At 32.6% G+C, this 26,315-nt stretch carries 27 protein-coding genes and 2 tRNA genes; 11 read left to right on the plus strand and 18 right to left on the minus strand.

Going from position 1 to position 26,315, the window contains the following annotated elements:
- Window positions 1–92: 92 nt before the first annotated feature.
- The 3 genes from Anndu_RS02955 to Anndu_RS02965 all read right to left on the minus strand — a co-directional run bounded on the left by Anndu_RS02955 (window position 93) and on the right by Anndu_RS02965 (window position 5,121).
- A complete protein-coding gene (locus tag Anndu_RS02955) occupies window positions 93–3,104 on the minus strand; it encodes a PAS domain-containing protein (protein WP_464102936.1) in 3,012 nt (1,003 codons plus the stop codon).
- Window positions 3,105–3,110: 6 nt separating this feature from the next.
- Window positions 3,111–4,088 (minus strand): PAS domain-containing protein, encoded by a 978-nt coding sequence (locus Anndu_RS02960; protein WP_464102937.1) that lies wholly within the window; start codon window positions 4,086–4,088, stop codon window positions 3,111–3,113.
- Window positions 4,089–4,155: 67 nt separating this feature from the next.
- Window positions 4,156–5,121 (minus strand): PhoH family protein, encoded by a 966-nt coding sequence (locus Anndu_RS02965; protein ID WP_464102938.1) that lies wholly within the window; start codon window positions 5,119–5,121, stop codon window positions 4,156–4,158.
- An 86-nt stretch (window positions 5,122–5,207) separates the two neighbouring features.
- On the opposite strand from Anndu_RS02965, the gene Anndu_RS02970 reads away from it, so the two are divergent.
- The 3 genes from Anndu_RS02970 (at window position 5,208) to Anndu_RS02980 (ending at window position 7,802) form a co-directional block, all read left to right on the plus strand.
- Window positions 5,208–5,292 (plus strand) — tRNA-Ser (locus Anndu_RS02970).
- Between the two features lie 183 nt (window positions 5,293–5,475).
- On the plus strand, window positions 5,476–6,852 hold the full coding sequence (locus Anndu_RS02975) for an aldehyde dehydrogenase (protein WP_464102939.1): 1,377 nt from the start codon (window positions 5,476–5,478) through the stop codon (window positions 6,850–6,852).
- 338 nt (window positions 6,853–7,190) lie between these two features.
- Window positions 7,191–7,802, plus strand: coding sequence for a CP12 domain-containing protein (locus tag Anndu_RS02980; protein WP_464102940.1), 612 nt, complete (start codon window positions 7,191–7,193; stop codon window positions 7,800–7,802).
- Between the two features lie 121 nt (window positions 7,803–7,923).
- Here Anndu_RS02980 and Anndu_RS02985 read toward each other — a convergent pair whose 3' ends face one another.
- The 3 genes from Anndu_RS02985 to Anndu_RS02995 form a co-directional block, all read right to left on the minus strand.
- Window positions 7,924–8,667, minus strand: a complete 744-nt coding sequence (locus Anndu_RS02985; RefSeq protein ID WP_464102941.1) for a metal ABC transporter ATP-binding protein — start codon at window positions 8,665–8,667, stop codon at window positions 7,924–7,926.
- 41 nt (window positions 8,668–8,708) lie between these two features.
- The gene (locus Anndu_RS02990; RefSeq protein ID WP_464102942.1) at window positions 8,709–9,542 is read right to left on the minus strand and encodes a metal ABC transporter solute-binding protein, Zn/Mn family; all 834 of its coding nucleotides are present in this window, start codon (window positions 9,540–9,542) and stop codon (window positions 8,709–8,711) included.
- Window positions 9,543–9,828: 286 nt separating this feature from the next.
- On the minus strand, window positions 9,829–10,281 hold the full coding sequence (locus Anndu_RS02995; RefSeq protein WP_464102943.1) for an ATP-binding protein: 453 nt from the start codon (window positions 10,279–10,281) through the stop codon (window positions 9,829–9,831).
- 302 nt (window positions 10,282–10,583) lie between these two features.
- Here Anndu_RS02995 and Anndu_RS03000 point away from each other — a divergent pair, with 302 nt between their 5' ends.
- The 3 genes from Anndu_RS03000 (at window position 10,584) to Anndu_RS03010 (ending at window position 11,959) form a co-directional block, all read left to right on the plus strand.
- Window positions 10,584–10,916 carry a hypothetical protein gene (locus Anndu_RS03000; RefSeq protein ID WP_464102944.1) on the plus strand — a complete coding sequence of 111 codons (333 nt, stop codon included), beginning with the start codon at window positions 10,584–10,586 and terminating at the stop codon, window positions 10,914–10,916.
- A 34-nt stretch (window positions 10,917–10,950) separates the two neighbouring features.
- Entirely contained in the window at window positions 10,951–11,718 is a 768-nt protein-coding gene (gene larB / locus Anndu_RS03005; protein ID WP_464102945.1) for a nickel pincer cofactor biosynthesis protein LarB, read from the plus strand.
- 154 nt (window positions 11,719–11,872) lie between these two features.
- Window positions 11,873–11,959, plus strand: a tRNA-Ser gene (locus Anndu_RS03010).
- Window positions 11,960–12,163: 204 nt separating this feature from the next.
- Here the strand turns inward: Anndu_RS03010 and rpmB are convergent.
- The 4 genes from rpmB to Anndu_RS03030 all read right to left on the minus strand — a co-directional run bounded on the left by rpmB (window position 12,164) and on the right by Anndu_RS03030 (window position 16,781).
- Window positions 12,164–12,400: a 50S ribosomal protein L28 gene (gene rpmB / locus Anndu_RS03015; RefSeq protein WP_464102946.1), complete on the minus strand. Its 237-nt coding sequence runs from the start codon at window positions 12,398–12,400 to the stop codon at window positions 12,164–12,166.
- A 169-nt stretch (window positions 12,401–12,569) separates the two neighbouring features.
- On the minus strand, window positions 12,570–13,406 hold the full coding sequence (gene ylqF, locus Anndu_RS03020) for a ribosome biogenesis GTPase YlqF (RefSeq protein ID WP_464102947.1): 837 nt from the start codon (window positions 13,404–13,406) through the stop codon (window positions 12,570–12,572).
- 103 nt (window positions 13,407–13,509) lie between these two features.
- Window positions 13,510–15,117 (minus strand): hybrid sensor histidine kinase/response regulator, encoded by a 1,608-nt coding sequence (locus Anndu_RS03025; RefSeq protein WP_464102948.1) that lies wholly within the window; start codon window positions 15,115–15,117, stop codon window positions 13,510–13,512.
- Window positions 15,118–15,155: 38 nt separating this feature from the next.
- Window positions 15,156–16,781, minus strand: a complete 1,626-nt coding sequence (locus Anndu_RS03030; RefSeq protein WP_464102949.1) for a Ppx/GppA phosphatase family protein — start codon at window positions 16,779–16,781, stop codon at window positions 15,156–15,158.
- A 92-nt stretch (window positions 16,782–16,873) separates the two neighbouring features.
- Here Anndu_RS03030 and Anndu_RS03035 point away from each other — a divergent pair, with 92 nt between their 5' ends.
- Window positions 16,874–17,752 (plus strand): 4-hydroxybenzoate solanesyltransferase, encoded by an 879-nt coding sequence (locus Anndu_RS03035; protein ID WP_464102950.1) that lies wholly within the window; start codon window positions 16,874–16,876, stop codon window positions 17,750–17,752.
- 87 nt (window positions 17,753–17,839) lie between these two features.
- Here Anndu_RS03035 and Anndu_RS03040 read toward each other — a convergent pair whose 3' ends face one another.
- The 4 genes from Anndu_RS03040 to Anndu_RS03055 form a co-directional block, all read right to left on the minus strand.
- Window positions 17,840–18,109: a type II toxin-antitoxin system RelE family toxin gene (locus Anndu_RS03040; protein WP_464102951.1), complete on the minus strand. Its 270-nt coding sequence runs from the start codon at window positions 18,107–18,109 to the stop codon at window positions 17,840–17,842.
- On the minus strand, window positions 18,109–18,318 hold the full coding sequence (locus Anndu_RS03045; RefSeq protein ID WP_464102952.1) for a hypothetical protein: 210 nt from the start codon (window positions 18,316–18,318) through the stop codon (window positions 18,109–18,111). Before Anndu_RS03045 ends, Anndu_RS03040 begins: the two co-directional genes overlap by 1 nt.
- A gap of 72 nt (window positions 18,319–18,390) precedes the next feature.
- Complete coding sequence (locus Anndu_RS03050) at window positions 18,391–18,618, minus strand: hypothetical protein (RefSeq protein WP_464102953.1); 228 nt, start codon at window positions 18,616–18,618, stop codon at window positions 18,391–18,393.
- A gap of 140 nt (window positions 18,619–18,758) precedes the next feature.
- Complete coding sequence (locus Anndu_RS03055) at window positions 18,759–19,223, minus strand: hypothetical protein (protein ID WP_464102954.1); 465 nt, start codon at window positions 19,221–19,223, stop codon at window positions 18,759–18,761.
- A gap of 414 nt (window positions 19,224–19,637) precedes the next feature.
- Between Anndu_RS03055 and Anndu_RS03060 the strand changes: the two genes are divergently transcribed.
- Together Anndu_RS03060 and rplI are read left to right on the plus strand one after the other, a co-directional pair.
- Window positions 19,638–20,291 carry a tetratricopeptide repeat protein gene (locus Anndu_RS03060; RefSeq protein ID WP_464102955.1) on the plus strand — a complete coding sequence of 218 codons (654 nt, stop codon included), beginning with the start codon at window positions 19,638–19,640 and terminating at the stop codon, window positions 20,289–20,291.
- A gap of 137 nt (window positions 20,292–20,428) precedes the next feature.
- Window positions 20,429–20,887, plus strand: a complete 459-nt coding sequence (rplI, locus tag Anndu_RS03065) for a 50S ribosomal protein L9 (protein ID WP_464102956.1) — start codon at window positions 20,429–20,431, stop codon at window positions 20,885–20,887.
- 100 nt (window positions 20,888–20,987) lie between these two features.
- Here rplI and Anndu_RS03070 read toward each other — a convergent pair whose 3' ends face one another.
- From Anndu_RS03070 to Anndu_RS03080, 3 genes are all read right to left on the minus strand, one after another.
- Entirely contained in the window at window positions 20,988–21,584 is a 597-nt protein-coding gene (locus Anndu_RS03070; RefSeq protein WP_464102957.1) for a M23 family metallopeptidase, read from the minus strand.
- Window positions 21,585–21,620: 36 nt separating this feature from the next.
- On the minus strand, window positions 21,621–21,836 hold the full coding sequence (locus tag Anndu_RS03075) for a hypothetical protein (RefSeq protein ID WP_464102958.1): 216 nt from the start codon (window positions 21,834–21,836) through the stop codon (window positions 21,621–21,623).
- A 62-nt stretch (window positions 21,837–21,898) separates the two neighbouring features.
- Complete coding sequence (locus tag Anndu_RS03080; protein WP_464102959.1) at window positions 21,899–22,921, minus strand: DnaJ C-terminal domain-containing protein; 1,023 nt, start codon at window positions 22,919–22,921, stop codon at window positions 21,899–21,901.
- Window positions 22,922–23,108: 187 nt separating this feature from the next.
- Between Anndu_RS03080 and Anndu_RS03085 the strand changes: the two genes are divergently transcribed.
- Complete coding sequence (locus tag Anndu_RS03085; protein ID WP_464102960.1) at window positions 23,109–23,948, plus strand: HAD family hydrolase; 840 nt, start codon at window positions 23,109–23,111, stop codon at window positions 23,946–23,948.
- A 37-nt stretch (window positions 23,949–23,985) separates the two neighbouring features.
- Here the strand turns inward: Anndu_RS03085 and Anndu_RS03090 are convergent, their stop codons facing one another.
- The gene (locus Anndu_RS03090) at window positions 23,986–24,330 is read right to left on the minus strand and encodes an STAS domain-containing protein (RefSeq protein ID WP_464102961.1); all 345 of its coding nucleotides are present in this window, start codon (window positions 24,328–24,330) and stop codon (window positions 23,986–23,988) included.
- 261 nt (window positions 24,331–24,591) lie between these two features.
- Between Anndu_RS03090 and Anndu_RS03095 the strand changes: the two genes are divergently transcribed.
- The gene (locus Anndu_RS03095) at window positions 24,592–25,623 is read left to right on the plus strand and encodes a permease (protein WP_464102962.1); all 1,032 of its coding nucleotides are present in this window, start codon (window positions 24,592–24,594) and stop codon (window positions 25,621–25,623) included.
- Window positions 25,624–26,315: the final 692 nt, after the last annotated feature.

Below are 26,315 nucleotides of genomic sequence, written 5' to 3' on the forward strand. Positions count from 1 at the left end.
CAAATCTTAATTACAGTAGATAATTGTAGAAGTAAATCTGGCATATTAAGATAGTGATTATATGGTTAAATTACAAGTAATTTTTAGTTAATTCATCTATCTAAACTTAAATATTTTTCAAGATTGGTAATAATTTCTGGATAATTATTAACGGTGTTTTCTAAATGAATTAAATCACATTCATCTAAGGCAATTTTTAAAGATTTGGCATATTCTAATACAAAATGATAGTGATATTTTGTCCCTAAATCTATTAAAATTTGACAAAATTCTTGGATTTCTTCAATAAACATTGTCTCTTTAATTTCAAGCCAAATTGATTGTTTAATTTGGCTTAATTCAATTAATAATTCTCTTAATAAAGGTAAATCAATGGTGTTAAATAATTCAAAATTAGAATGAGAATTATGGGTTAAAATTGCATGATTTTGATCAAGAATTGGGAAAATTTGTTTTAATTTTTCCACTACTTCAGAAATTTTCATTGGTTTATGTAAATATCCTTGACAAATATCTTTTAATAATTCTTCTTCTTGGTGAAAGGCTGAGGCGGTTAAAATAATAATTGGAATATTTTTGGTAGAGGGATCATTTTTTAAAATTGTGGCAACTTCCCCACCACTAAGATTAGGCATAACTAAGTCTAATAAAATTAAATCTGGCTGTTTTTCTTTCGTTATTTTTAAAGCTTCAAAGCCATCTTTTGCTAATAAAATTTGATGTTGGGTATTTCTAAAATAACCCTGAATTAAAGCCAAATTCGATCTAACATCATCAACTACTAAAATTTTAATTGGTGCAAATTGATTTAAGTTTTTATCCTCTTGTAGCAACAATTTATTTACTTTTTGATCTAAAATTTTTACGCAGGGAAAAATGAATTTAAAACAACTACCTTTCCCCAATTCGCTCTTAAGTTGAACTTCTCCTTTTAACATTTCAACTAATCTTTTTGTAATGGCTAAACCTAAGCCAGTTCCCCCATATTTGCGGGTAGTTTTACTTTCACTTTGCATAAAAGCATCAAAAATTATTGTTTGTTCTTCAGGTGCAATTCCTATTCCCGTATCTTCTATTGTTAAGATCATTTTTAAGGTAATTTGATCTAAATTAACTTCATAATTAACAGAAATTTTAACATGACCTTGCTCTGTAAATTTGATGGCATTACCCACTACATTAAATAACATTTGTCTAATTCTTACTTCATCAATTTCAATTTTTTGGGGAAAATTGGGTTGATATTCTGTCAAAATAGTTAAATTTTTTTGTTTAGCTTTTTGGGAAAAAATTTGTTTAATTTCTGTTATTAAAATTCTTAAATCTACAGGTTCATAATTAATATTTAATTTTCCTGATTCAATTTTTGAGAGGTCTAAAATATCATTAATTAACGCTAATAAAGTTCTCCCACTGGCCACAATTGAAGCTAAATAATTTAAGGCTTGATCTTCAGTAATTAAGTCTTTTAATAAATCAGTAAAACCCAAAATTGCATTCATGGGAGTTCTAATTTCATGACTCATATTTGCTAAAAATTCACTTTTAGCTGAATTGGCCGCTTTTGCTTCTTGAGTTGCTTTTTCTAACTCAAAATTTTTAATTGTTAACTCCCTTCTTTGTTGTTTTTCTTGTTTCAAAAATTTGGCTTGGGCGATGGCTATTCCCACTTGGGCAGACACGGATTCTATTAATTCAATTTCTTCTTGACTCCAATAACGATAAACGTCACATTGTTGCAAACAAATTAAGCCATTTGGTTTATTTTGATAGGAAGTTCTGACGGCTAAAGTTGATTTAATTTGATAATTTTCATACAAACTAATAGAGTTTTTTAATAACATTTCTTCGTCAATATTAGCACAAGCTAAAGCCTGATCTTGTTTTAATATTTGTTGTTCCCAAAGATTATTTTTAATCGGTAATTCTAGGGATAACATTGATTTAAAATTACCGTTAATATATTCCGCAATTACCCGAATATTGGGATCGGGTTGTTCTTGATAACTATGAATTAAACAACGACTAACTTTAAAAATTTTACCAATTTGATTAGCGGTAATTTGCACAATTTGTTCAAGATCTAAACTGGAGCGAATTTCATCAGTAATTTTTTGTAAAAGTATCGTTTTTTGTAATTGATGATTGAGGGCTTTTTCCGCTTCTTTATTCTGATTAATATTCGCCCAATAACCAATAATTTCCACTGGCTGATCTTCAAAATCTCTAATTAAATTAACTTCATCATGAATCCAACAATAATTACCATCAGGTAACAAAATTCGATATTCTTGACTTAAATTATTATAAATAAATAACTGTTCATAATTACTTAAAACATAATCTTTATCTTCAGGATGAATATTATTTAACCAAAAGTTTTTATTTTCTAAAAATTCCTGTGCTTCATAACCAAAAATATCTTTAATATTGGGGCTGACAAATGTTAAATGATAATAATAATTGGGATCAAGAGTATAAATAATAGCTGGAGAACAATTAATTAAAAATTGTAATCTTTGAGTTAAAGATTTTAATTGTTTTTGATCTTGATTCCATTGGGTTACATCAGTTAAAACTGCTAAAGTTCTCATCACTTTTCCCTTATCATCTTTTTCCCCAAAAGCGGATAATAAAACATCAATAGTTTGACCATTTTTACAAACCAATTGATAATTAATATCTGAAACAACCCCTGTTTTAATAAATTGAGGAAGTACCATTTCTTGAGCATATTGACGAGATTTTGCCGTTAAAAAATAGGTTGATTTTCTACCAATTACTTCATGACGTTCATAACCTAATTTTTTTAACCAATAATCACTGACATTAATAATTTTTCCAGTTTGATCAATTGAATGTAACATGACTGGAGTATTATGATAAATATAACGGTATCTTTTTTCACTTTCAATTAAAGCTTTTTCTATTTCTTTTCTGCTGGTTATATCTTCAGCAAAACCCCCCGTGCGATAGATATTTTTTTCTTTATTTTTAATAGGAAAACACCGAACATTAAGCCAACGAATTGAACCATCTGATCGAATAATTCTATATTCAATATTCACATAATCATCGTGATGATTATAAAATTTATCTTCCACATTTTTTCAATCTTCAGGATGAACTGCTTCGATCCATTGATTGGGATTTTGATATAAACTTTCACAACTAAATCCCCAAATTTTACTATAGGCTGGACTAACATAAATAATCGCATTTGTAGCTAAATCTCTAATCCAAAAAACTTCATTAATCTTATCACTAATTTGATATAATGTTTCTTCACTTTCTTTTAAATTAATTTGTGCATTTTTACTATCTGTGATATTTTTAGCAATTACAATTAATTCTTTAATTTCATTTTGATTATTTTTAATAGGACTAATTGAAGTTGACCACCAAGTAATAATTCCATTTTCATTATAATATTGTTCAAATTGAATAGTTTGTTGACTTTTAACACATTTTTGATAACGTGGTAGCCAAAGATTGATCATTTCAGGTGATAAAATTTCCGTGACTTTTTTACCTAAAACTTGTTCACTGGAAATAACATTATGAAGATTAAAAGCAGGATTAATATATTTAAAACGAAAATCATCCTGTTTTAACACTTCTAAAAAGATAATAACTTCCTCTACATTTTCATAAATGTTTTTTAAAATTTCTTCTTTTTCCTGTAGTTCAAGTTCTATTTTTTTTCTAGCAGTAATATCTCTTAAAATAATAGTTAAAATTGTTTCATTTTTAATCCTAACTTTAGAAATGGTAGCTTCTGCCATAAATTCCCTGTCATCGGCACGTTTTGCATAAATTTCCTGATCTTGTTTTCCTACTGAAAGTGTTTGATTTTCAGCAAAATTATTGACATATTTTTGATAAGATTTAATAAATCTTTTGGGAATTAAAAGATCAAGTGATTGACCTAAAATAGCTTCAGCTTTATAACCAAAAATTTCCACTGCACTTTGATTAAAAAGGATAATTTTTTGCTCCGAATTAATGCAAATAATGGCATCTTGAGTTACATCTAAAATACCTGAGAGAATCGCATTTTGATCTGCTAAATTTTCTTGATCAATCATTTTTTTACTTCAAAAATAATTTTAATTTATATTAACAATTGACACCTAAAAAATTAATTGTCAATCATTAATTGTCAATTGTTGACTGGTTTTCGTAGGCCGCTACAATTCTTTGTACTAAAGGATGTCTAACCACGTCTTTTTGGGTGAGATAACAAAATCCGATTCCCTCCACTGATTTTAAAATTTTACTGGCTACAATTAAACCAGAATCTTGATGGGGGGGTAAATCGGTTTGGGTGATGTCTCCCGTTACCACCATGCGAGAGCCAAACCCAAGACGGGTTAAGACCATTTTTAATTGGGAGGGGGTTGTATTTTGGGCTTCATCCACGATGATAAAGGCGTTGCTTAAAGTCCTTCCCCGCATATAGGCTAGGGGGGCGACTTCAATTTTTCCTTTCGTCATTAAATCGGGTAATTTAGTAGGCTCAATAAACTCATATAAAGCGTCATAAAGGGGACGTAAAAAAGGATTAACTTTTTCCTGTAGATCACCGGGTAAAAAGCCCAATCTTTCCCCTGCTTCCACGGCCGGACGGGTTAAAATCAGGCGATCGCACTGGTCATTCAATAGGGCTTGAACCGCTAAAACCGCCGCTAAATAGGTTTTTCCCGTACCTGCCGGCCCGATTCCAAAAGTAATATCATGATTGCGAATCATATTAATATATTGACGTTGGCGGAAGGTTTTAGCCCTAATGGTTTCACCCCGTCTGGTGGTAGCTAAAACGTCTTTTTGTAAATCTTGATAATCTTCCATTCTACCTGAGTCTAAGGCCTGAAAAGCCGTGTGAAAATCAGGTAAAGAGAGGGCTTTCCCCTGTGACCAATAGGGTTTTAAGAATTGAATCACTTTAGCACAACGCTCTACAGGTTTATTTAACCCAATAATTAAGAGTTCTTGGCCCCTTAAAATCAGTTTTACTCCGGTATGACGAGCTAAAAAATTAAGATTTTCTTCCCCTGATCCGGCTAAGGCAATAGCACTATCAATAGAGGGTAGTAGAAAAGATTGAGAAATTTCACTCATTTATTTAAGTTAAGGTTGCAAAAGATGAAAACATTTATCTTTACATTCTGTTTTTTCTATGATACCATCAAAACTAAATCAAATTTGGAGAAGTGGCAGAGTGGTCGATCGCGCCCGACTTGAAATCGGGTGAAGTGAAAGCTTCCGTGAGTTCGAATCTCACCTTCTCCGTTGCTAAAAATTAATCATGCCTCTTTACCTTTGGGAGAGGGTTTTAAGGGGTTAAGGTTAACATTTTTACCCCTAATTTTAAAAACTCTACGGCAAAATAAACGGGTGAGGAAAACTGTACTTTAATCAAATAAATTTTATTGCTAAAATAGATTGTTAACTATTAATCCAAATTGATAAATTATGTTAACTGAAACTAAATCTTCAATTGCTGAAATTATTTCTCAACAAAGAGAATTTTTTGCTACGGGGAAAACAAAAGAGCTTAACTTTAGAATTGACCAATTAAAAAAGTTAAAACAGCTAATTGTTGAACATCAAAAAGAAATTTTACAAGCCTTAAAAGCTGACTTAAATAAACCAGAAATAGAGGGTTTTTTTGAAGTAACAGTAACTCAAGATATTGATTATGCTTTAAAACATTTAAAAGCGTGGATTAAACCAAAAAAAGTTAAAACTCCTTTCATAGTTTTTCCGGCTTCAGCTTATATTAAACCCGAACCTTTAGGGCAGATTTTAATTATTTCACCTTGGAATTATCCTTTTTCTTTAGCAATTTGTCCCCTAATTGGAGCGATAGCGGCTGGTAATTGCAGTATCATTAAACCATCGGAAAATTCCCCCCATACCTCCCACATTCTTAACAAGATAATTAACGAAAATTTTGAGCCAAATTATCTTAAAGTAATTGAAGGGGGAGTGGAAACCAGTCAAGCTTTATTAACAGAAAAATTTGATCATATCTTCTTTACAGGTGGCACAAAGATTGGCCAAATTGTGATGGAAATGGCCGCTAAAAATTTAACTCCTGTTACTTTAGAATTAGGGGGTAAAAGTCCCTGTATTGTGGATACAAATATTAACTTAAAAGAGGCGGCCAAGCGGATTACATGGGGTAAATTTATTAATTCCGGTCAAACTTGTATCGCCCCAGATTATTTATTAGTTGATCGTCAAATTAAACAGGAATTAATCACGGAAATAAAAAAATGTATCGTTAATTTTTATGGTGAAAATCCTGAACAAAGTCCCGATTATGCTAGAATTATTAATCAACAACAATTGAAAAGATTAAGTAATTTATTATCACAAGAAAATATTATTTTTGGCGGACAAATTAATCATGAAACTAACTATCTTGCCCCCACTTTATTAGATCAAGTTGATCCTAATTCTCCAATTATGCAAGAAGAAATATTCGGCTCAATTTTACCGATTCTTGAATATAATCAATTAGAAGAAGCAATTAAATTTATCAATCAGCGTCCGAAACCTTTAGCTCTTTATATATTTTCAAATGATCAATCTTTTCAAGAAAAAATCTTAAATTCTACTTCTTCGGGAGGGGTTTGTATTAATGATACAATTTTCCAAGTAGGAGTTCCAGAATTACCTTTTGGTGGGGTTGGAAATAGTGGAATAGGTGCTTATCATGGTAAGACAAGTTTTGATCTATTTTCCCATCAAAAAAGTATCTTAAAAAGATCGTTTTTATTTGAGTTTAATTGGCGTTATCCTCCCTATGAAAATAAAATTGAACAGATGAAAAAATTACTTTAAACAATTGACAATTGACGGTGAACATTTGACAATTATTTTTACTGGAAATGAAATTTTTAATTAAAAAACTTTTAAACTTAATAATTTAATTTTTGATTTTGTCATTGGTCATTAATAGCTCATTAAAACGAGAAGATCTAACTTTTTTACCTCTACAAATTGATGATTAAGTCAAGTCAAATAAAAATATTTTTACAAAATTATTTGTTTACTTTAAGCATTTATACTTAATTACAAAAATTAGATACACCAGTCATTAAAAATAACAGTTGAGCCACTTTAAGATATAATAAAAATTAGATTTCAATTAACAAAAACTATTAAAAATAAAAAAAATTATGAAAGCTGAACAAATAATGACTAAAGATGTCGTCAGCATTCGTGGCTCGGCGACAGTGGCAGAGGCGGTAAAACTCTTAAAAGAGAAAAATTTACGCGCTTTAATTGTCGATCTCCGTCATGGTGAGGATGCTTATGGTATTGTTACCGAAACGGATATTGTTTATAAAGTAACCGCTTTTGGTAAGGATCCAAAAACAGTAAGAGTTTATGAAATTATGACTAAACCTTGCATTGTCGTTAACCCTGATCTAAGCGTAGAGTACGTTGCACGTTTATTTGCTAATACTGGCATTCGCCGCGCTCCTGTTATTAAAGATTCACTTTTAGGGATTATTTCTATTAGTGATATTTTACGCAAAAGTAATTTTGTTGAAGCCCCTAAATCTGTAATTTTAGAACAAGAAATAGCAAAAGCAAGAGATCATGCTCGGAAAATTTGTCAAGAAAAAGGAGCTTCTTCCCGTGAATGTGCTTCAGCTTGGGATATTGTAGAAGAATTACAAGCAGAATTAGCTCACCAAAAAGCTCAGAAACCTGACAAAACTTTTTTTGAAGAATATTGTGAGGAAAATCCTGAGGCTTTAGAAGCGAGAATTTATGATACTTAAGTTTTGAAAACTTAATTTTAAAAAACGCCCTTACCCTGAAATGGGGTGAGGGCTAAAACAGATCACAATAATTAATTTTTGTATAATTTTTGATTTTAGAAAAAACAATTAAGCTAAAAGTTTAATGCTCCCTAAAAACTCGATGAGGAAAACCATGAGTCACCAGATCAATAGGGCATTGATAGGTTTTTTCTAACATTTCAGAAGTGATTAATTTATCTTGATGATAATATAAACGGCGGTTTAAACAAGCCACTGTTTTAACATAAGTTGAAACCGCCCCCATATCATGGGAAATCATGATAATTGTAATACTTTGATTTAAGGTTTTTAATAATTCATAAATCTCTTTTTGTGACTGAGGATCTACACTGGCCGTAGGCTCATCTAATAATAAAATTTGAGGCTCACAAGCCAAGGCACGAGCAATATATACCCTTTGTCTTTGACCGCCTGAAAGTTCACTAATTGAGGTTTGACGTAACTTGAAAAGTCCAACTTGTTCTAAAGATTTTATCACCTTTTCTTGATCTTTATGATTATATCTTTGAAATAGGCGTTTTCGACTCAAACAACCCATTTTTACCACATCTTCTACTTTTAAAGGAAAATTACGATCAAATTCAAAAATTTGTGGTACATAACCAATATATTTACGTCCTTTTTCTGGGCTATAACCCATGATATTAATGTTACCTTGAACTGGTTTAATTAAGCCTAATAATACTTTTAAAAGAGTGGTTTTTCCTCCCCCATTAGGCCCAATAATACCAAGAAAATCCAGTTCATTTACTGTTAAGTTAACATCTTGTAAAATCAAATTTTGATCATAACCCGCCCAAATATTTTCTAATTTAATCATCATTAATAATTGATAATAGATAATTGATAATTAATAATTGAAATTTATAAATTCTCTTTAAAAATTTCTGATACATTTAATAAATTTTCAGCCCAATTAGGATCATTAGGATTGATCATTATCACTTTCCCATTAATTTCTTGAGCAATAGTTTCTGCATTTTTAGTTTTAAATTCAGGTTGAACAAAAATAACTTTAATTTGCTCATTTTTCGCAGTAGTAATAAGTTTAGCTAACTCCGCCGCACTAGGCTCTTGCCCATCCACTTCTACTGGTATTTGCTCTAAATTATACTCATGTGCAAAATAAGTCCAAGCCGGATGAAAAACAATAAATTTTCGATTTTTAACCCCTGCTAAATTTGCTCTAATTTGTTGATCTAATTGATTAATTTCTAACAGAAATTTATCTAAATTTTGACGATAAAATTGCTCATTGTCTGGATCAATTTGTTTTAATCCTTCATAAATATTCTGAGCCTGAGTTTTGACTAAAGACGGAGACAGCCAAATATGAGGATCTAAATAAGCTCCATTTTCCTTTGTTTCTCCGTGATCATGACCATGATCATGTTCACTCATTTCTAAAAAATTAATTTTGTGATCTGAGTTAATAATGCTCATTTTAGGATTAACATTTTTAAATTTATCTAACCATTTATCCTCAAAGGGAAGTCCTATGCTCACATAAGCCTCGGTTTCAGTTAAAGCCGTTAACTGTTGAGTTTTCGGCTCATAAATTTCCGGCTCAATGGTAGGATCAACCATCACATTAACTTGAATGCGATCTGCGCCAATTTTTTGGGCAAAATATTTCTGAGGGGCAATACTAACCATCAGATCAAGGGTTTTGCCCTGATTTTGGGAGGCAGTAGACAAGCTAGTTTGATCCAAAACAGATTGAGGTTTGAGAGACGTTTGAGTACATCCTATTAAGCAAAACCCACAGCTAAAAACGCTCAATATGATCTTTTTGAAGGAATAACTCATGATTGATAGAAAGAATGATCAATACAAATAATCACAACTTAATTAATTGAGATTATATCAATAATGATAACCGTTCTCATTCTAAAAGACAAGAATCTTAACAAAAATTATAGTTAAAAGCAAATAGCAACGGACTTTTGCCGTTGCTGACTCAAATTATGTCATCAAAATGAAATTAAGCAGAAATAGGATGATATTCTTTAATCATCAGTAAACAATTTCTATTAGGCTCAGTTCTTGTATAATCGAGATAATCTGTTATTTGCTCAAGAATCAGTAAACCTCTTTTCCCGTCTGAATTATTATCGTGCATTTTAACTAAATTTTTAATTTTCTTTTTTAAATCAAAAGGCTCTCCATAATCCCAAATTCTCATTTCGAGACGATCAGAAAAAAGAGTAATTTTAATTTCAATTTTAAGGGCAGTATCTATGTTTTTATGGGCATGACGCACAGCATTGGTAAAACCTTCAGCCAAGCACAATTGACAATGTAACCAATCTTTTCGAGAGATAAAAGAATGATTACACAATTCAAACCAAGACAAGACTTGATCTAATTGATTTAAGTCTGTATCAAATGTTAAAGAAGTTTGTGTGATAACCTCTGATGATTTGGAATTATTCACCTTAATTTTTTTGATAGTTATAATTTAGCAAAAGTAAGGGTTTAACCTTCTGCTATATTCTTATGTTACTAGGATTGTTTTCTTTGTCATCTTTTTTATTACAAAACTCAATATTTTAACAATTGACAATTAACCTTGGATAATTGACAATTACTTTTAGTTAAAAGTAGAGGATTAAAAAGAGTGAAAAATTTTTAAAGTTTAAAAGCAACTTAATTAACTTTCAAATGATAAACTATAGTAAAATATTAATTGTCAAATAGACAAGCTAATCAAAAATTCGTTTTAGGAGGAATTACATAATGTTTAGTCGTAAATCTAATGATGATCAAATCAGCAATGAACAAAATCAAAATCTTAAAATTGACCATGATACAGTTTCAGAAAATACACAATTAAAAATCCCTTCACCCTTAACAGAAAAGAATCCTGAAATTGTCAATGTTATGGAAAAAATCAGTTCAATTATCTCACCTTATTTTATTGCAATTGTAGGATTATATCTTTATGATCGCAATATTATTATTGGATTTTTATTAATTACAATCGGGATGATTTCTCTGTTAAAACTTACCTTCAAAGACATTGAAGAATTATTGAGCAAAATCAAAAACTTTTTTAGTTTAAAAGAATAACCAAAAATTATTAATTATTAATTATTGATTAGCCATGACCACCGATTTAGAAGAATTATTAAAAGCCGTAGCTAACGGCCACATTTCAACAGATCAAGCCCTTGAAAAACTCAAATATTTATCCTTTGAACCAGTGAGCGATTTTGCCAAAATTGACCATCATCGTCAATTAAGAACAGGTTTTCCTGAATTTATCTGGGGTCAAGATAAAACAGTTGATCAACTTATTAAAATTATTTATACCATTAAAAAACATTCGCCCCTTGTCATAGCTACCCGCATAGCACCCGAAATTTATCAACAATTAAAAGCCCAAATTAGAGACCTAAAATATTATCCAGTTGCCCGTATATGTACCCTCAATTCCTCAGAAATTCCCCCTAAATATGAAGGATTAATTTCCATTTTAACCGCCGGAACAGCCGATTTACCAGTGGCAGAAGAAGCGGCCGTCACCGCCGAACTGTGTGGTTTTAGGGTAAACAGACTCTGGGATGTGGGAGTAGCGGGTATTCATCGCTTATTATCCCATCGAGATTTACTCAATCACAGTGACGTTTTAATCGTGGTAGCAGGAATGGAGGGGGCTTTGCCCAGTGTGGTAGCGGGAATGGTTGACTGCCCCGTGATCGCCGTACCCACCAGCATTGGTTACGGTGCGAGTTTAGGAGGTATTGCCCCCTTATTAACCATGTTAAACTCCTGTGCCACAGGGATCGGAGTGGTTAACATTGATAACGGCTTTGGGGCGGCCATTTTAGCCGGACAAATTTTAAGAACTGCCCACCGTCTCAAATCTTAAGCTCAAATCAAGTTAGCATGGGTAGGAGTGAACAACGGCCGTTCACCCCTACGGAAAACATTTATAACTTTTTTTGAAGAAAATTAGATAAAATACTTGACAATTAACCCATACTTAAGCTATGCTGGTTAAGCAATTAAATATTATCTCTAGTGGAGAGATGGCCGAGCGGTTGAAGGCGCAGCACTGGAAATGCTGTTTAGGGGAAACTTTAACGAGGGTTCGAATCCCTCTCTCTCCGTTTTTTATTTTTAATTAAGATTTATTAATTACAGGCATAAATTTTACGGGCATAACACTTTACGGGCATAGGTTTACTATGTCCGTAAAGTGCTATCTGGATAAACTTTAGGTTTTATTAAACATTTTCAGAATTTTCAGAAAATGATCAGCATTGAACTTGAGTTCAATGCTAAATAAATTAAAAATATGATAATTTAAAAAATTAACATTTATTCAAATTAATACCAGCTTCAGCCGCCATTGCTTGTAAACCTTTAGTTTGTAAAGTTTTGATCGCTTTAGTGGATAAACGTAGTTTTACCCAACGCTTCCCTTCAGCCCACCAAACTCTTTTCCATTGTAAGTTAACTTGTTGTAACTTTTTAGTACGGCGGTGAGAGTGAGAAACCGCAAAACCGTTATTAGCTTTTTTTCCGGTCAATTGACATCGGCGTGACATAATTTTTTCTCCTATATAATTTTTGAGCTAAAATAATATTCATTCGGCTATAATCAATCAAAATTCTTTATAATTAGGTTTTAGCCTAATTTTTTAACTATAGCCTAACCATTTTATAATATTTCTCCTCAAAAAGACAATAAAATTATCAATTGATAATTTTTAATGGTTAAATCTCAGGTAATTCTAGGGGTACAGCCCCCATTAAACCTTTGCGGAAATCGTTTAAAATTTGACACGATGCCCTTTCTACATCACCTTTATATTTAGTTTGACCTAATTGATAAACATAGTCTTCTCCGGTCATTCTCAAGGGATCTAAGACATATCTTTTTTGCAAAACTTCCCCTAAATCTAATTCTACTAACAGATCCACAAATTTAGCTGTGACAATTTGATTATCATAGGAAGCCTCGCCAATATCCTGACAAATAGCCAATTTTACCGCATGATCCTGATTTTCTAATTTCCAAGGAATGACTCCCGGAGCGTCTAACATTTCAATGGTTTCAGATATTCTCACCCACCGCAGTTGACGAGTTACCCCCGCTTTCCTCTCGCTTTTAACTACATTTTTCCTCACTAAACGATTAATTAAAGCTGATTTTCCTACATTGGGTAAACCGATAACTACTGCCCTCACGGGGCGGGGTAACATTCCCCTATTTTTCCGGCGTTGGTTCATTTGTTCTCCGGCCTTTTGTACCGCTTGACTGAGAATGCCCACACCTTTACCCATTTTAGCATTAGTAAAATAGGCGGTTTGGCCGTGATGTTTAAACCATTCGCGCCATTGTTGACAGAGTTGATCGGGGATCATATCTTCCCTATTTAAGACTAAAATTTTAGGTTTATCGCCGATCCATTTTGGGATCTGGGGGTGTTGGGAGGCAAGGGGGATCCTTGCGTCAATGACTTCTAAGACTACATCAACTAATTTTAATTGTTCTTGTAATTGTTTTTCTGCTTTGGCAATATGGCCTGGATACCATTGAATTATTGACATAATAAATAATTGATAATTAATAATAAATAATTGATAATTAATAATGGATAATTGATCATAAAAAATCATTGTCAATTGTCCATTGTCAAGGGTTAATTGTTAACTAATTTGGTGTTAAATTACGGGGTAAAGTAATTTGAAAAGTTGTACCTTGACCTGCTAAACTTGTCATCATAATTTTACCGTGATGTAATTTTACATAAGTTTGAACAAGATGTAAACCAATACCTAAGCCTGTAATAATATCGGTATTTTTAGCTCGATAAAAAGGCTCAAAAATATAAGCTTGATCTTCGGTGGGAATGCCAATACCTTGATCTTTAACTAAGATGATAACCTGATCTTCTTCATATCTTAAATGTAATTCAATATAGCTTTGATCTTTTGAATATTGGATGGCATTACTTAATAAAATATTTAACATTTTCCAGATCATTTTTTCATCTAAATACATCAAAGTTTTATCTTTTGATGTACTAGAAATAATAGTAGGAGAAGTTTGAAGGGCTATCGTTTCTTGAATTTCATCATCGGCGATAAAATTAATTAAATGATTTCTACCAATGCCAAATTTTAAACTTTTGACTAAATTTTGACAAATTTTATAGAGATTAACGGGGACAAGATTTAATAAATTTTCACCGTCTTTGGCTTTAATAATAAATAATAAATCTTCCAATAATTCCTGAGTATCTTTAGTATAATTTTCAATTCTTTCAATATGATTTAATAATTGTTCTATATTTAATTTTTGTTTATAGAGTCTAACCATTTGAATAGTACCAGAAATTGAATTTAAAGTATTTTTAATCTCCCCAAAACAATCATTAATAAATTGTTTTTGAAAGTTATTTTTTTCCTGTTCCTTTTCTAAATTTCGCCGCAGGGCTAACTGTTCTCTTTTTTTATCAGTGACATCATAACTAATCGAAAAATAACCGATGGGTTTACCTTTTTGATCTGTTCTTAATGTCCAACGGTGATAAGTAATTAAGGATTTATTTTGTTTATTTGTTAATAAAAATTCGCCATCCCAAGTTTCAGTTAAGATTAATTTTTTTTTAATTTCTTCTAAATATTCAGTAGATTTTGCTTTCAAAATTTCATACCAATTTTGACCTATAATTTCATTTTTACGCCACCCATAAAGTTGATTTGATCCTTTATTCCAAAATTCAACTTTATGATCTAAATTACAAATCATAATTGCTTCTTGGATTAATTCTAAGAGGGCAGATTGATCTTTAATTTGTACTTCTTGTTTTTGTAAATTTTCGCTAATTTGTTCAATATAAGTTGTTTGGGAAGTAATAAAATTATTTTGTTGATAAAGTTCAATAAATACGGAAACTTTTGATTTTAAAATAAAGGGGGGAATTGGTTTTATTAAAAAGTCGACTGCCCCTTGATTATAACCTTGAAATAGTTTAACATCACTGGTTTCCATGGCCGTCATAAAAATAATTGGAGTTGTTTGAGATCGCTTAATTTCTCTCATTTTAGCGGCGGTTTGAAAACCATTCATTTCAGGTAAATTAACATCAAGTAAAATCACAGCAAAGTCTTCTTGTTTAACACATTCGATCGCTTCTTCACCAGAATTAGCAGTAATGATCGTCTGTTTCAGGGGTGTTAAAACGGCCTGAACAATTTTTAAATGGGTTCGACTATCATCTACTACTAAAATGTTAACTGGTTGTTGATCTTTCATGGTTATTTTTTATTAGTTATTCGTTATTTATTAAATTATCAATTATCAATTATTACTTGGTATTCTTCCTCAAAAATAGGTTTTTCAAGGTTTAAATTCCAAATTTCTAAAGCACAATCATCGGCAATATTAGCGGGAATTAAATTTAATTTTAAGAAGCGTTTAACGGGATCATAAACACAAGTTAAATCTTTTATTGCCCCAATTTGACGGCGATCTAAAGCTACGGCTAATCTTAAAATTGCACTCAATTGTTTAATCGTTTTTTGATGAATTAAAGATAAATTTTTATAAGGTTCATGCTTTCTTTTTGGCTTACTTTTACGGTGATAACGGGCAATATTAGCCATCATTTCAATCTCAATTTCTGTAAATCCTAAAAATTCAGCATTTCTGATTAAATAATAACTGTGTTTATGATAGGCAGAATGACTAATATGTAAGCCACAATTATACAAAATGGCCGCCCCCCATAACCATTCCCGTTCCATTTCCCCCCATTGATGTAATTTATTTTCCATACTATCAAATAATTTAATGGCAAATTCAGCAATCCTCTGATTAGAGTCTAAATTTACTTGATATTTATGGGCAATTTTTAAGATACTACGGGGTCTAATTTCACTTTGATAACGAAAATGACTATCAATATAACCATGAGTTAACATCCAGTCAATGATCACCCCTTCCCTCAAAGCCCTTTCACAGACGGTTAATTCATCAATATTTAATAATTCCATCGCCTCTAATAAGACTAACGCCCCCGCCACAATAATTTCCGCACGGCGATCGTTCATCCCATTCACATTATATCTTTCTGCACAGGTCATCAATGAGAGTTTTCTGAGCCAACTTTTAAGATCACGCTTACTGATTTTATAACCATTCAGAGGATTAGGTTCAACTCCCGTCTGTTCTAAAGCGATAATCATAGCTAAGGTCTCCGCCGTGCCTGATGTAGCAATTAAGCGGGGCTGTTCATTGGTTTTAAGATAGGATAACAATTCATCGGTGGTGCGTTCTAACATTCCCCGAATATAAGCCTGTAAATAGCCGTATTCATAGTTACTAATGGGATCCGTGGTTACAAATTCTTGGGTTAAACGCACCGCCCCCACCTTGGTGCTACTTAAAAACCTTGCGTCATATTGATCTGCTAAGATTAATTCAGTTGATCCCCCTCCAATATCTATTAAAATATGGGGTTGATCATTAAAATCCATCCCCGATAATACGCCTAAATATATCCTTCTGGCCTCCTCTTGACCAGAAATTAAATCTACTTTTAACCCGATTTCCCTCTCAATTTGTTCTAAAAATTCAGAGCCATTGGGAGATTCTCTAGTGGCACTGGTGGCTACGGCTACGATATGATCAACATTTAAACTTTTGGCCAGATCTTGACATCTTTTTAAGGCCGCCAACGATCGCGCGATCGCTTCGGGAGTTAATTCTTTAGTTTTCGGGTTGCGATCGCCAAGTCTAACCGTATCCTTTTCCCTTGTGACAATGGAAAAAGTTTTGAGACGGGCATTAATTTTAACCACCACCATGTGAATGGAATTAGTACCAATATCAATGGCCGCTAAAGTACAATCTTGTTGAGGGTTTGGCTTGGCAAAAGTACCCAAATTCGGTTTAATTTGATAGAGAGAATCCACCATAAGAATTACCAATAAAACAATTAAGAATTAACTATCATTAAAGATAACCTTTAACTGTACCAAAAATTTAAAATTATTAATCTAAAATCAAAATGACTCAATCTCAAATTAAAATAGAATCCACATGGTCAGTTTTAATCCGTTTATTACGTTGGGATAAACCGGCTGGGCGTTTAATTTTAATGATACCCGCTTTATGGGCGCTGTTTTTAGCCTCGGAAGGAATGCCCCCTTTACCCCTTGTGGGAGTAATTATTTTAGGAAGTTTAGTCACCAGCGCGGCGGGATGTGTGATCAATGATCTTTGGGATCGAGACTTAGATCCCCAAGTAGAAAGAACAAAAACCCGCCCTTTAGCCGCTAGGGAGTTATCCGTTAAAGTGGGGATAATTGTGGCTTTGTTAGCGATGGTTTGCGCGGCCATACTAGCATTTTATCTTAATAGTTTAAGTTTTTGGTTATCGGTGCTGGCCGTGCCTTTTATCGTCTGTTATCCCTTAGCTAAAAGATTTTTTCCCATCCCCCAATTGGTGTTATCGTTAGCGTGGGGCTTTGCAGTGTTAATCAGTTGGAGTGCGATTACACCAAATTTAAGCCTTGAAACATGGTTATTATGGGGGGCTACGGTCTTTTGGACATTAGGTTTTGATACGGTTTATGCCATGTCCGATCGAGAAGATGATCGTAAAATTGGGATTAATTCTAGTGCTTTATTTTTCGGAAAATATGCCCCTTCTGCGGTGGGAATCTTTTATTTTTTAACGGCAATATTATTAGGTGATCTAGGCTTTCAACTAGGTTTGAATTTAATATTTTGGCTATCTTTAGTTATTGCAATTGTTGGTTGGATCAGACAATATTTACAATTAAAACAACCAGAAATCCCCCGAATTTTATATAATAAAATGTTTGGAGATAATGTTACTTTAGGCTTTATTTTATTAACAGGAATGATTTTAAGTCAGTTTTAAAAGTGGGGGGGGAAAGGGTGTATCAGATAAAAAAAATTAGGGAAAATATCATTTTTTATTGGTCTGACATACCCTACTAAACTTATTTTACAATTGAGAAATAATTTTATCATAATCAGCATGAGAACCAATCCAAAACCAAATAATTGTATTACCTTCTTTAATGCCAACAGCCCTCCACTCTAAACCAATTCTAACAGAATAAATCGGTTTTATTGAGTGAATTTGCTTAAATTGCAGACTAGAATTATAAGGATCATTTTGCCAAATTTGATAAGCTTTTTGTGCGGCTTCCTGAATTTGTGGAGGCAGTTTATAATAAGCTTTCCAAAATTTAGGAGTAGTTTGAGATTCCATTAAAATTCTAAGGGTAAAGTTTTTCCTTGTTTAAAGTCTGCTAAAGCTTCATCTGCTAGTTTTGCTAGTTGATCTTGTGATTCTTGAAATTGTTGATGCCAAAGTTTTTCATCTTCTATTTCTGCTAAAATACGATTAGCGATGGCTTCTTGATCTAATTCGGGAAGTTCTGCTAATTTAGTTAATGCTTTTTCGAGTTGTTGAATCATAGTTAAATTATTTACTAAAATTTTAGATTTAAAATAATTGTAATTCTAACATAAAATCGCCCTAAGTTTTAGCTAAGGATTATCTGTTTGTAATTCATGGACTTTTTCTAATGCCGATCCAATTTGATTAATATATTTTAAAGCTTTTTCTTCTGTTAAAATCCCGTTATTTTCAACATAATAATAATGATTAAAATTAATATGTAGAGCTTCATAAGTAATACCAAAACCACCTACACCAATAATTCTTTTAATCAGATATTGTTCTTGTCTTAAAGTATCATTAAGTTGAAAATTCATAGAACTCATATTTTATTAGTTTTTATGATTATACACTGCTTTAATTATAATAATAAAATAATCAAAAGTCGGGAATTTGTTAAATTCCCGACTTTTTGTATTAATATAATAGCTTTTAATCAGATAAATCTAAGCTAAAATTAAAGAGTTTGATGAGTATAGGCGTGTTGTTTCACATTATCATCGGTTGTTACAACATTTTCCATGTTCAATAAGCGTTTTTTCTCTGTAGAATAATTAAAACTTTCATAAATAATTCCTAAAGGAATATGACTTTGTGCTTCCGTGCGTCTTTTATAAGTCCGTGCGGCCGCAATCACTCGATCGTTAAAATCCTCACATAATTTAGTCGTTTCAGGAAATTCAACGGGAATTTTAACATTGTCTACGGTAAAAATTTCCCCTAAAGTTTTAGCAACCGCTTTTTGATAAGAGGTGGGAATACCTTTAATTAAGGCCTCTAAAGCGGCCGAGGGGATCGGCTCTAAAATTTCCACTTGATGTATTTCCCCATCTTCCCTGAAAAAACAGGTTGCCAAACCAAAAACACAATAGTCATCGGTATAAAGATCGGGTATTGAAGGAAATAGGGTAACATTTGCCATAAATTTTCTTTTTGATAATTAAAATTTAATCAATTTTTCTGATGTCGAATTTAGATCCTAGCAAAATAAGTCAGTGATCACAAATCAATTCTAGTGGACTGTTACATTGTCAGCGTTTCTTGACAATTGATCAATGTAAAGCTTTCAATTAAATCCTCATCTGTGGGAATTGGCTTGATTTGTAGGTTTTGATCCCATAAACCTTTTTAACTTTAAACTGTTAAATTCTCAATTTTGTGTTAACTTTTACGAAATTTTTGGTACTGATCTTGTAGATAGTGTAAGTATAACCTTAATGACTAATCAATTTTAATCCAAACACTTGAATGAGTGGCACATTCAAAACCTAGATTAATCTGATTTTAGAATTAAGGTAGTTATTAACACCCATTTTGATTCAAGGGAATAATGGTGATGAATACTAATCAATCTACACAATCTGCCTGTGATCATAAGTCTATAACACAACGGTTTTCTGTGGCACAATTGCGTTCTGTTGCTTCTTTTCAAGCTAAACAGGGGGCTTATGATGAGGCGATCGCCCTTTTAACCTTAATTTTGAATCAAGAACCAAATAGCAGTATAGATTATAATAATCGTGGGTTAATTTACTTTAAATTAGGACAATATCCTCAAGCTTTAAAAGACTATAATCGAGCTATTTTTCTCAATCCTCGTTTAGATAATGCCTATAATAATCGTGCTAATTATTATATTGCAGTGGGTAATTTAAGCAAGGCCTTAAAAGATTATCAAAAAGCTTTAAATTATAATCCTACTAATTTTCGGGCTTTACTCAATTTAGGTATTACTTATCGGGAGTTAGGTTTATATGATCTGGCTTTAGAAAATTTTGATTTAGGTTTATTACTTTCCCCCTCCCTATGGGAAAGATTTTACGCCGAAAGAGGCCACACCTATCATCTTAGAGGGGATTGGAATAGCGCGATCGCTGATTATCAAAGAGCATTATTACAATTATCTTTATCTTCTTCCCCCTCAGTTTACCGTCAAAAAGTCTTAAACTGGTTACAACAGCTACAATCGTTAATAATTGATCATGGATAATTGTTTGAGCCAAGGGAAAAGAAATTCTCCATGATCAATTATCAATTATCAATTGCCAATCAGACCCCTTTAATTATAAAATAGGGAGTTCGTGTAACTTTTATATTTAAAACTAAAAATTTACGAGGTTAAAAAATATGTCTAAAAGATCACAAGTTGTATTAACTAAAGATGTGCGTAAACTAGGAAAAAGTGGCGACTTAGTTGAAGTAGCACCAGGATACGCCCGTAATTATCTGATTCCTCAAGGCTTCGGTAACTATGCTACCCCCGGTATTTTAAAACAAGTAGCCCAAAGAAAAGAAAAAGAACTTCAACGCTTATTAGCCATCAAAGAAGAAGCTAAATCTCGCAAAACTGCCCTTGAAACGATCGGACGTTTTGTGATTCGTAAACAAGTGGGTGAAGCGGAAGCAATTTTTGGTACTGTTACCCCTCAAGATGTGGCAGATGCAATTAAAGAAAGCACTTCTCAAGAAGTAGATCGCCGTGGTATTACCCTCCCCGAAATTAGTAAAGTTGGCTTTTATAAAGCCGATGTTAAATTACATCCTGAAGTTACCGCTACTATTGAAATTCAAGTAGCACCACTCTAAAAGTCAATAGTGAACAGTAAAATTTGGTAGATCAACATCACACTTAACCCCTAGCCCTCTGTGGGCGAGGGGGTTTTTTCAATGAAAAATTGTCAATTATTTAAGCGTTTTGTTGTTGATACATTGCCCGTAAAACGATCGCCGGATCTAAATATTCCCCTTGATATTTTAACCCCCAATGGAGATGAGGCCCTGTAGTACGTCCAGTCATGCCAACTCTGGCTATTCTCGCCCCACCTTGAACTTGTTGCCCTTTCATCAATGTAATACCACCTTGAGGATCAACTAAATATAATTGTTCTCCACTACTTTCCACATGACCCATTAAATGACAATATAAATGAGTCCATGACCCCGATTGAATTGTGATCATTGTACCACAAGCGCTATGATCCGATAAATCAATCACTTGGCCATCCCACCAGTTACGGATGTAACTACCAAGGGGGGCGGCAATGTCTAAACCACGATGAAACTCCGTACCACTGCCACCCGTAGCCGATCGCCGATAGCCATAACCTGAAGTATAACCTTGGAAATTTTCCACTGGAAAGGAGGCATTTTGCCAACCCGTAGCAATAATATTTGAAGATGGGGGGAAAGCTAAAACTGATTGATTTTGTGAGTTAATTAATTGAGAACTAATAATAATTAAAAATGAGCTAATAATTACTAAGAAAAAACGTAAAAATTTCATATCATTAAATTTATTTAATTAGATTACAATTAATAGCTATTTATGGTGTTTTTGATAGGCTTTAGCCGAGGCTTTTAACCAAATTACCGCACCAATTGTTAAAGGCACAAGTAAAAATAAAGCGCCGGAAATAAAAGCGTGTTCTCTGACGGTTTCACTATTAGCAATAATGGCGATTCCTATGCCACAATAAATCAATCCGGCGATCGGTAATCCCATCACTAATAAAACAAATTTTGTGTCTGAATCCATTTTTAATAATTAATAGTTGATAATTGATAATCTAAATTTTTACAAATAACAAATAACCATAATTACAGCATCATATTAGATAAATTTTGACGGGGATTATAGGTTTTAATTGAGCGTAATTTTTCATAATATTCTTTTTCTTGAGCGCTAGGATTTTGAGGGGTAGCGATCGCAATTTTTACCAGTTGATCACCCCTTTGGCCTTTGGGTAAATGCCATCCTTTCCCTTTTAAACGCAAAGATTGACCCGATTTTATGCCAGGGGGAACGCGCATTGTTACCATTCCATCGGGAGTTGGTACTTCAATAGAAGCCCCTAAAACCGCCTCATCAGGGCTGATCGGCACTTCACAAATTAAATGATCACCCTCAAAATTAAAAAAGGAATGGGGCTGTAACTCCACATTCAAATAAAGATCTTGCCGTTTACGGGTAAAAGGATCGATCGAGCCTTTTCCCTTAATGCGAATGCGACTGCCTGGTTTAGCACCGGGGGGAATCCTCACATCTACAATTTCATTAGCAAGATTAAGACGCTTTCTCGTCCCTCTGAAAGCCTCTGAATAAGTCAATTGAATAGTCGCTTCCTGTTGAGGGGTGGAAGTTCTCTCCGTATAAGAACTATAACCATTATTACCACCAAAACCCTTGGCAAAATCTTGATAAGGATTTTGATTGACATTAACATTCGTAGTCCGATAATTATAATTAGTTTTTCTTTGCCCTCCAGTAGTAGAAAAACGACCTAATAACTCATTAATAAACTCATCAAAATTACCATATTGACTGAAATCAAAGCCAGAAACATCCGTATTAACTCCACTTCCTGACCAGCCGCCATTTTGTGAAGCCTGTTTCCAATATTGGCCAAACTGATCATATTTTTTCCGTTTATCTTCATCGGATAAAACCTCATAAGCCTCACTAATTTCTTTAAAACGCGCTTCGGCTTGTTTATCATTAGGATTACGATCGGGATGATATTTTAATGCTAATTTGCGAAAAGTTTTTTTAATTTCCTCCGCACTGGCGGTTTTATTTACCCCCAATATGGAATAATAATCTTTAAAATCGGTGGAAGCCATTAATCATAGTCTCCTCTTATTTGATATTTTGGGTATAAAGTAAATTGATCTTAATCTAATTTTTTCAAGTTAGCAATATGGTTTAACAATTGACAATAGACAATGAACACTTCCACAAGCTCAGTGTATCAAAGTTGACAATTATCTTTTAAGTCTTGATCAAAACTATTTATGATTAATAAATATAATGAAAAAAATTAAAATTATTTTTACAGATTTAGATGGGACAATTCTACCCCATAACCGTCCCATCAGTCAAACAGATTTAGAAACTTTTAACTTACTTCAACAAAAAGATGTAATAAAAGTGATTGCCACAGGGCGCACTTTACATTCATTAAAAAATGTGATTAGTTTAGATTTTCCCATTGATTATGTGATCTTTTCTTCAGGGGCTGGTATTATTAATTGGCACAATCAACAACTAATTCAAGATTATAATTTACCCCAATCTACTATTAAAGAAATTACTAAAATTTTATTAGATTTAGATCAGAATTTTTTAATTTATGATCCCATCCCCCATAATCATTATTTTCAATATTATCAATCAACTTCAATCTTAACTGATTTTGCCAATTATTTAACCCGAAATCAAAAATTTAGCCGTCCTTTTGATCACAGTAAATTTAATCAGTCAGCGACTCAAGCTTTAACCATGTTAAAAACCCTAGACTCTTTTTATCATCTTCAAAAATTATTAAACCAATTAAACTTAAAAATTATTAGGGCGACTTCACCGATCGATCATCAAACCATTTGGATGGAATTTTTTAACCCAGCGGTTTCCAAGGGGAATGCGGCCAATTTCCTCTGCCAAAAATTAGGAATTGATCCCCAATTTAGTTTAGGTATTGGTAACGATTTTAATGATATTGATTTATTAAATTTTACCCATTACAGTTATGTAGTTGATAATGCCCCCTTAGAATTAAAACAACAATATCAAATAACAGCCAGTGTTGATCATAACGGTTTTTCTAAAATTATTTATGATCTTTTAGACATCAAAAACACTCGACTTTAACTTATTAAAAGTAAAATAATTGTATTATCAATAATAATTAATTACTAACACCAACTAATTGTGATTCAAGATTATCTTTACTTTCAAAAATTTCAAAAACCCGATCCAATTGAGTTAATTCAAAAATCATGCGTACAGAAGGAGCTAAAGAGCAAATTATAAAACGTCTGCCTAAACTTTTTGCCAAACTAAAACCATTAATTAATACCATTAAACCCGCACTATCTAAAAAGTCGACTTGAGCCATATCTACAACTAAAATAGGATTATTTTCACAAGAAACCGCCTTATTTAATTCCTGTTGAAATTCGTTAGCATTGGCTAAACTAAAAGCACCCGAAGGTTCAAAAGTGGTAATCTTAGCATTATTAGTTAAACTCATAATCTTATTCTCCCTACACTTTACAATGTTAAATAACCTTGTTCATACTAATTAATTTAACATTTAAATGTGTAGTTCTTGTGAATTTGAAAATTAATTTTTTCCTGTGATCGATCAATTGTGCAAATTTTGTGCAACACAGATCCCACCTCAAAAACTATAAACTAAAAAACTACAAAATAGACTAATCTAATTTTAAAATTGATCTGTTTTTAAGAATTTTTATAATTTTGATCTTATTTCCCTAACTTAAATTTCTCAATGACTGCTATCACCTCTACTCTAACCGTCTTTTTTAGTTTATTATTAGAATCCACCCCTTTTATTTTACTCGGTGTAATCGTTTCTAGTGCTTTATTGGTATTTATTGAACAAAATCAATGGCGATCGCATTTTCCCCGTCATCCCCTACTAGGAGCATTAATTGGTAGTGGTTTAGGTTTATTTTTCCCAGTGGGGCAATATGGTATTATTCCCATTGCCAGACGCTTTTTTTTACAAGGGCTACCCCTACCCATTATCATTAGCTTTTTAATCGCCGCCCCCACCATTAATCCCATTGTTTTATACTTATCATGGAAGATTTTTGCTCAATACGGATCGGTTAATCTTTTTTATTGGCGTATTATTTTTACCAGTGCGATCGCCATTTTGATGGGCAGTTTATTTGCTTTATTGACACCCCCAACCCCCCCCAAAATTGAAGAAAATTCAGAAAATGTTAAAGCATTAGTTATGTCTTCACCCCAACCAAAATTAAATCAAGCTTCCCGCCTAATTTATACCGGATCTTCCCTCTTATTTCCCCTACCCTATCAGCCTTTAGAAGCACTCGGTAAAATTATTTATCATCCCCACAAACAAGACGGCACAGAACTCCCAAAATCCCTACAAATTAAGCTTTTTCGAGACAATATCAGTCGAGAATTATTAGAATGGGGTAGTTTATTAATCATTGGTTGCGCGATCGCCAGTATCCTCTCAACTTTAATCCCGCAAAATCAAATTTTAACATTAGGTACAACCCCCAAATGGCAAATAATTTCATTATTAATTTTTGGCGCGATCGTCTCCGTTGGCACAATCAAAAATTCAGTCTTAGCCACCAGTTTATTATCAACCTTTTCCAGTGGCTCGATTTTAGCATTTTTACTAACTAGCTCAATCATTGATCTCAAAACATTAACCTTTCTATTCGCCAATGTTAAATTAAAATTTGCCGTTTACTTTGTAGTAATAACCAGTCAATTAATACTACTTAGCAGTTTATTTTTTGACTTTTATTTAAGTTAAAATAACGAAAATTACCACTTCTAACTTGCCTCTCCACCCTCAGGAGAGGTATTTAAGGCCAGATTAAAATACCTACAATCAGATTAGAAATAATCCATCACAATTGAAAATGAATTGTAAAGATTTGTATCAAAAATAAACCTAAATAAAAACAAGTGTTATATTAATAATAGAAGCAATCAAGAACGCTTCCCTGACAGATACCACAAAGGTATGAACAGGCAAACCCTAAAACAGAGTTAACAGGCTAGTAAAAAAAACTAGCACCGATGGCTTATTTAGGTAGCTTATTTCAGTCAAATTTCCCGATAAGCTCAGATAATAGGCTTAAAAAGTTGACTTAAGGTAACTCTAAGTAAATTAAAAATGAATCTAGGTAAAGATCGAATTCCAATATCAAAAATATCAAATTTCAAATAAACGATCAAACTAGATCATGATCAGATCATAATTAGATCAGCAGGTAGAACCTGATGAGAAGACTTGATGAGATCTAGTCATCAAATAGAATCATCAAAGAGAGTCAAATCGAGTTAACGTTATAATAAGAGAGGTAAAATAGATCGAAACGTACAATACACAACCCATAAACAGGGAGTGTAAAGAAGACAAGTTAGTCCGAAGCCTGTTTATTTTAAATCTGTCTCGTCCGAACGCAATAGCAACGATCAATTTCTTGAATACTCAAATTT

The organism is Annamia dubia NIES-4383 (assembly GCF_055394725.1).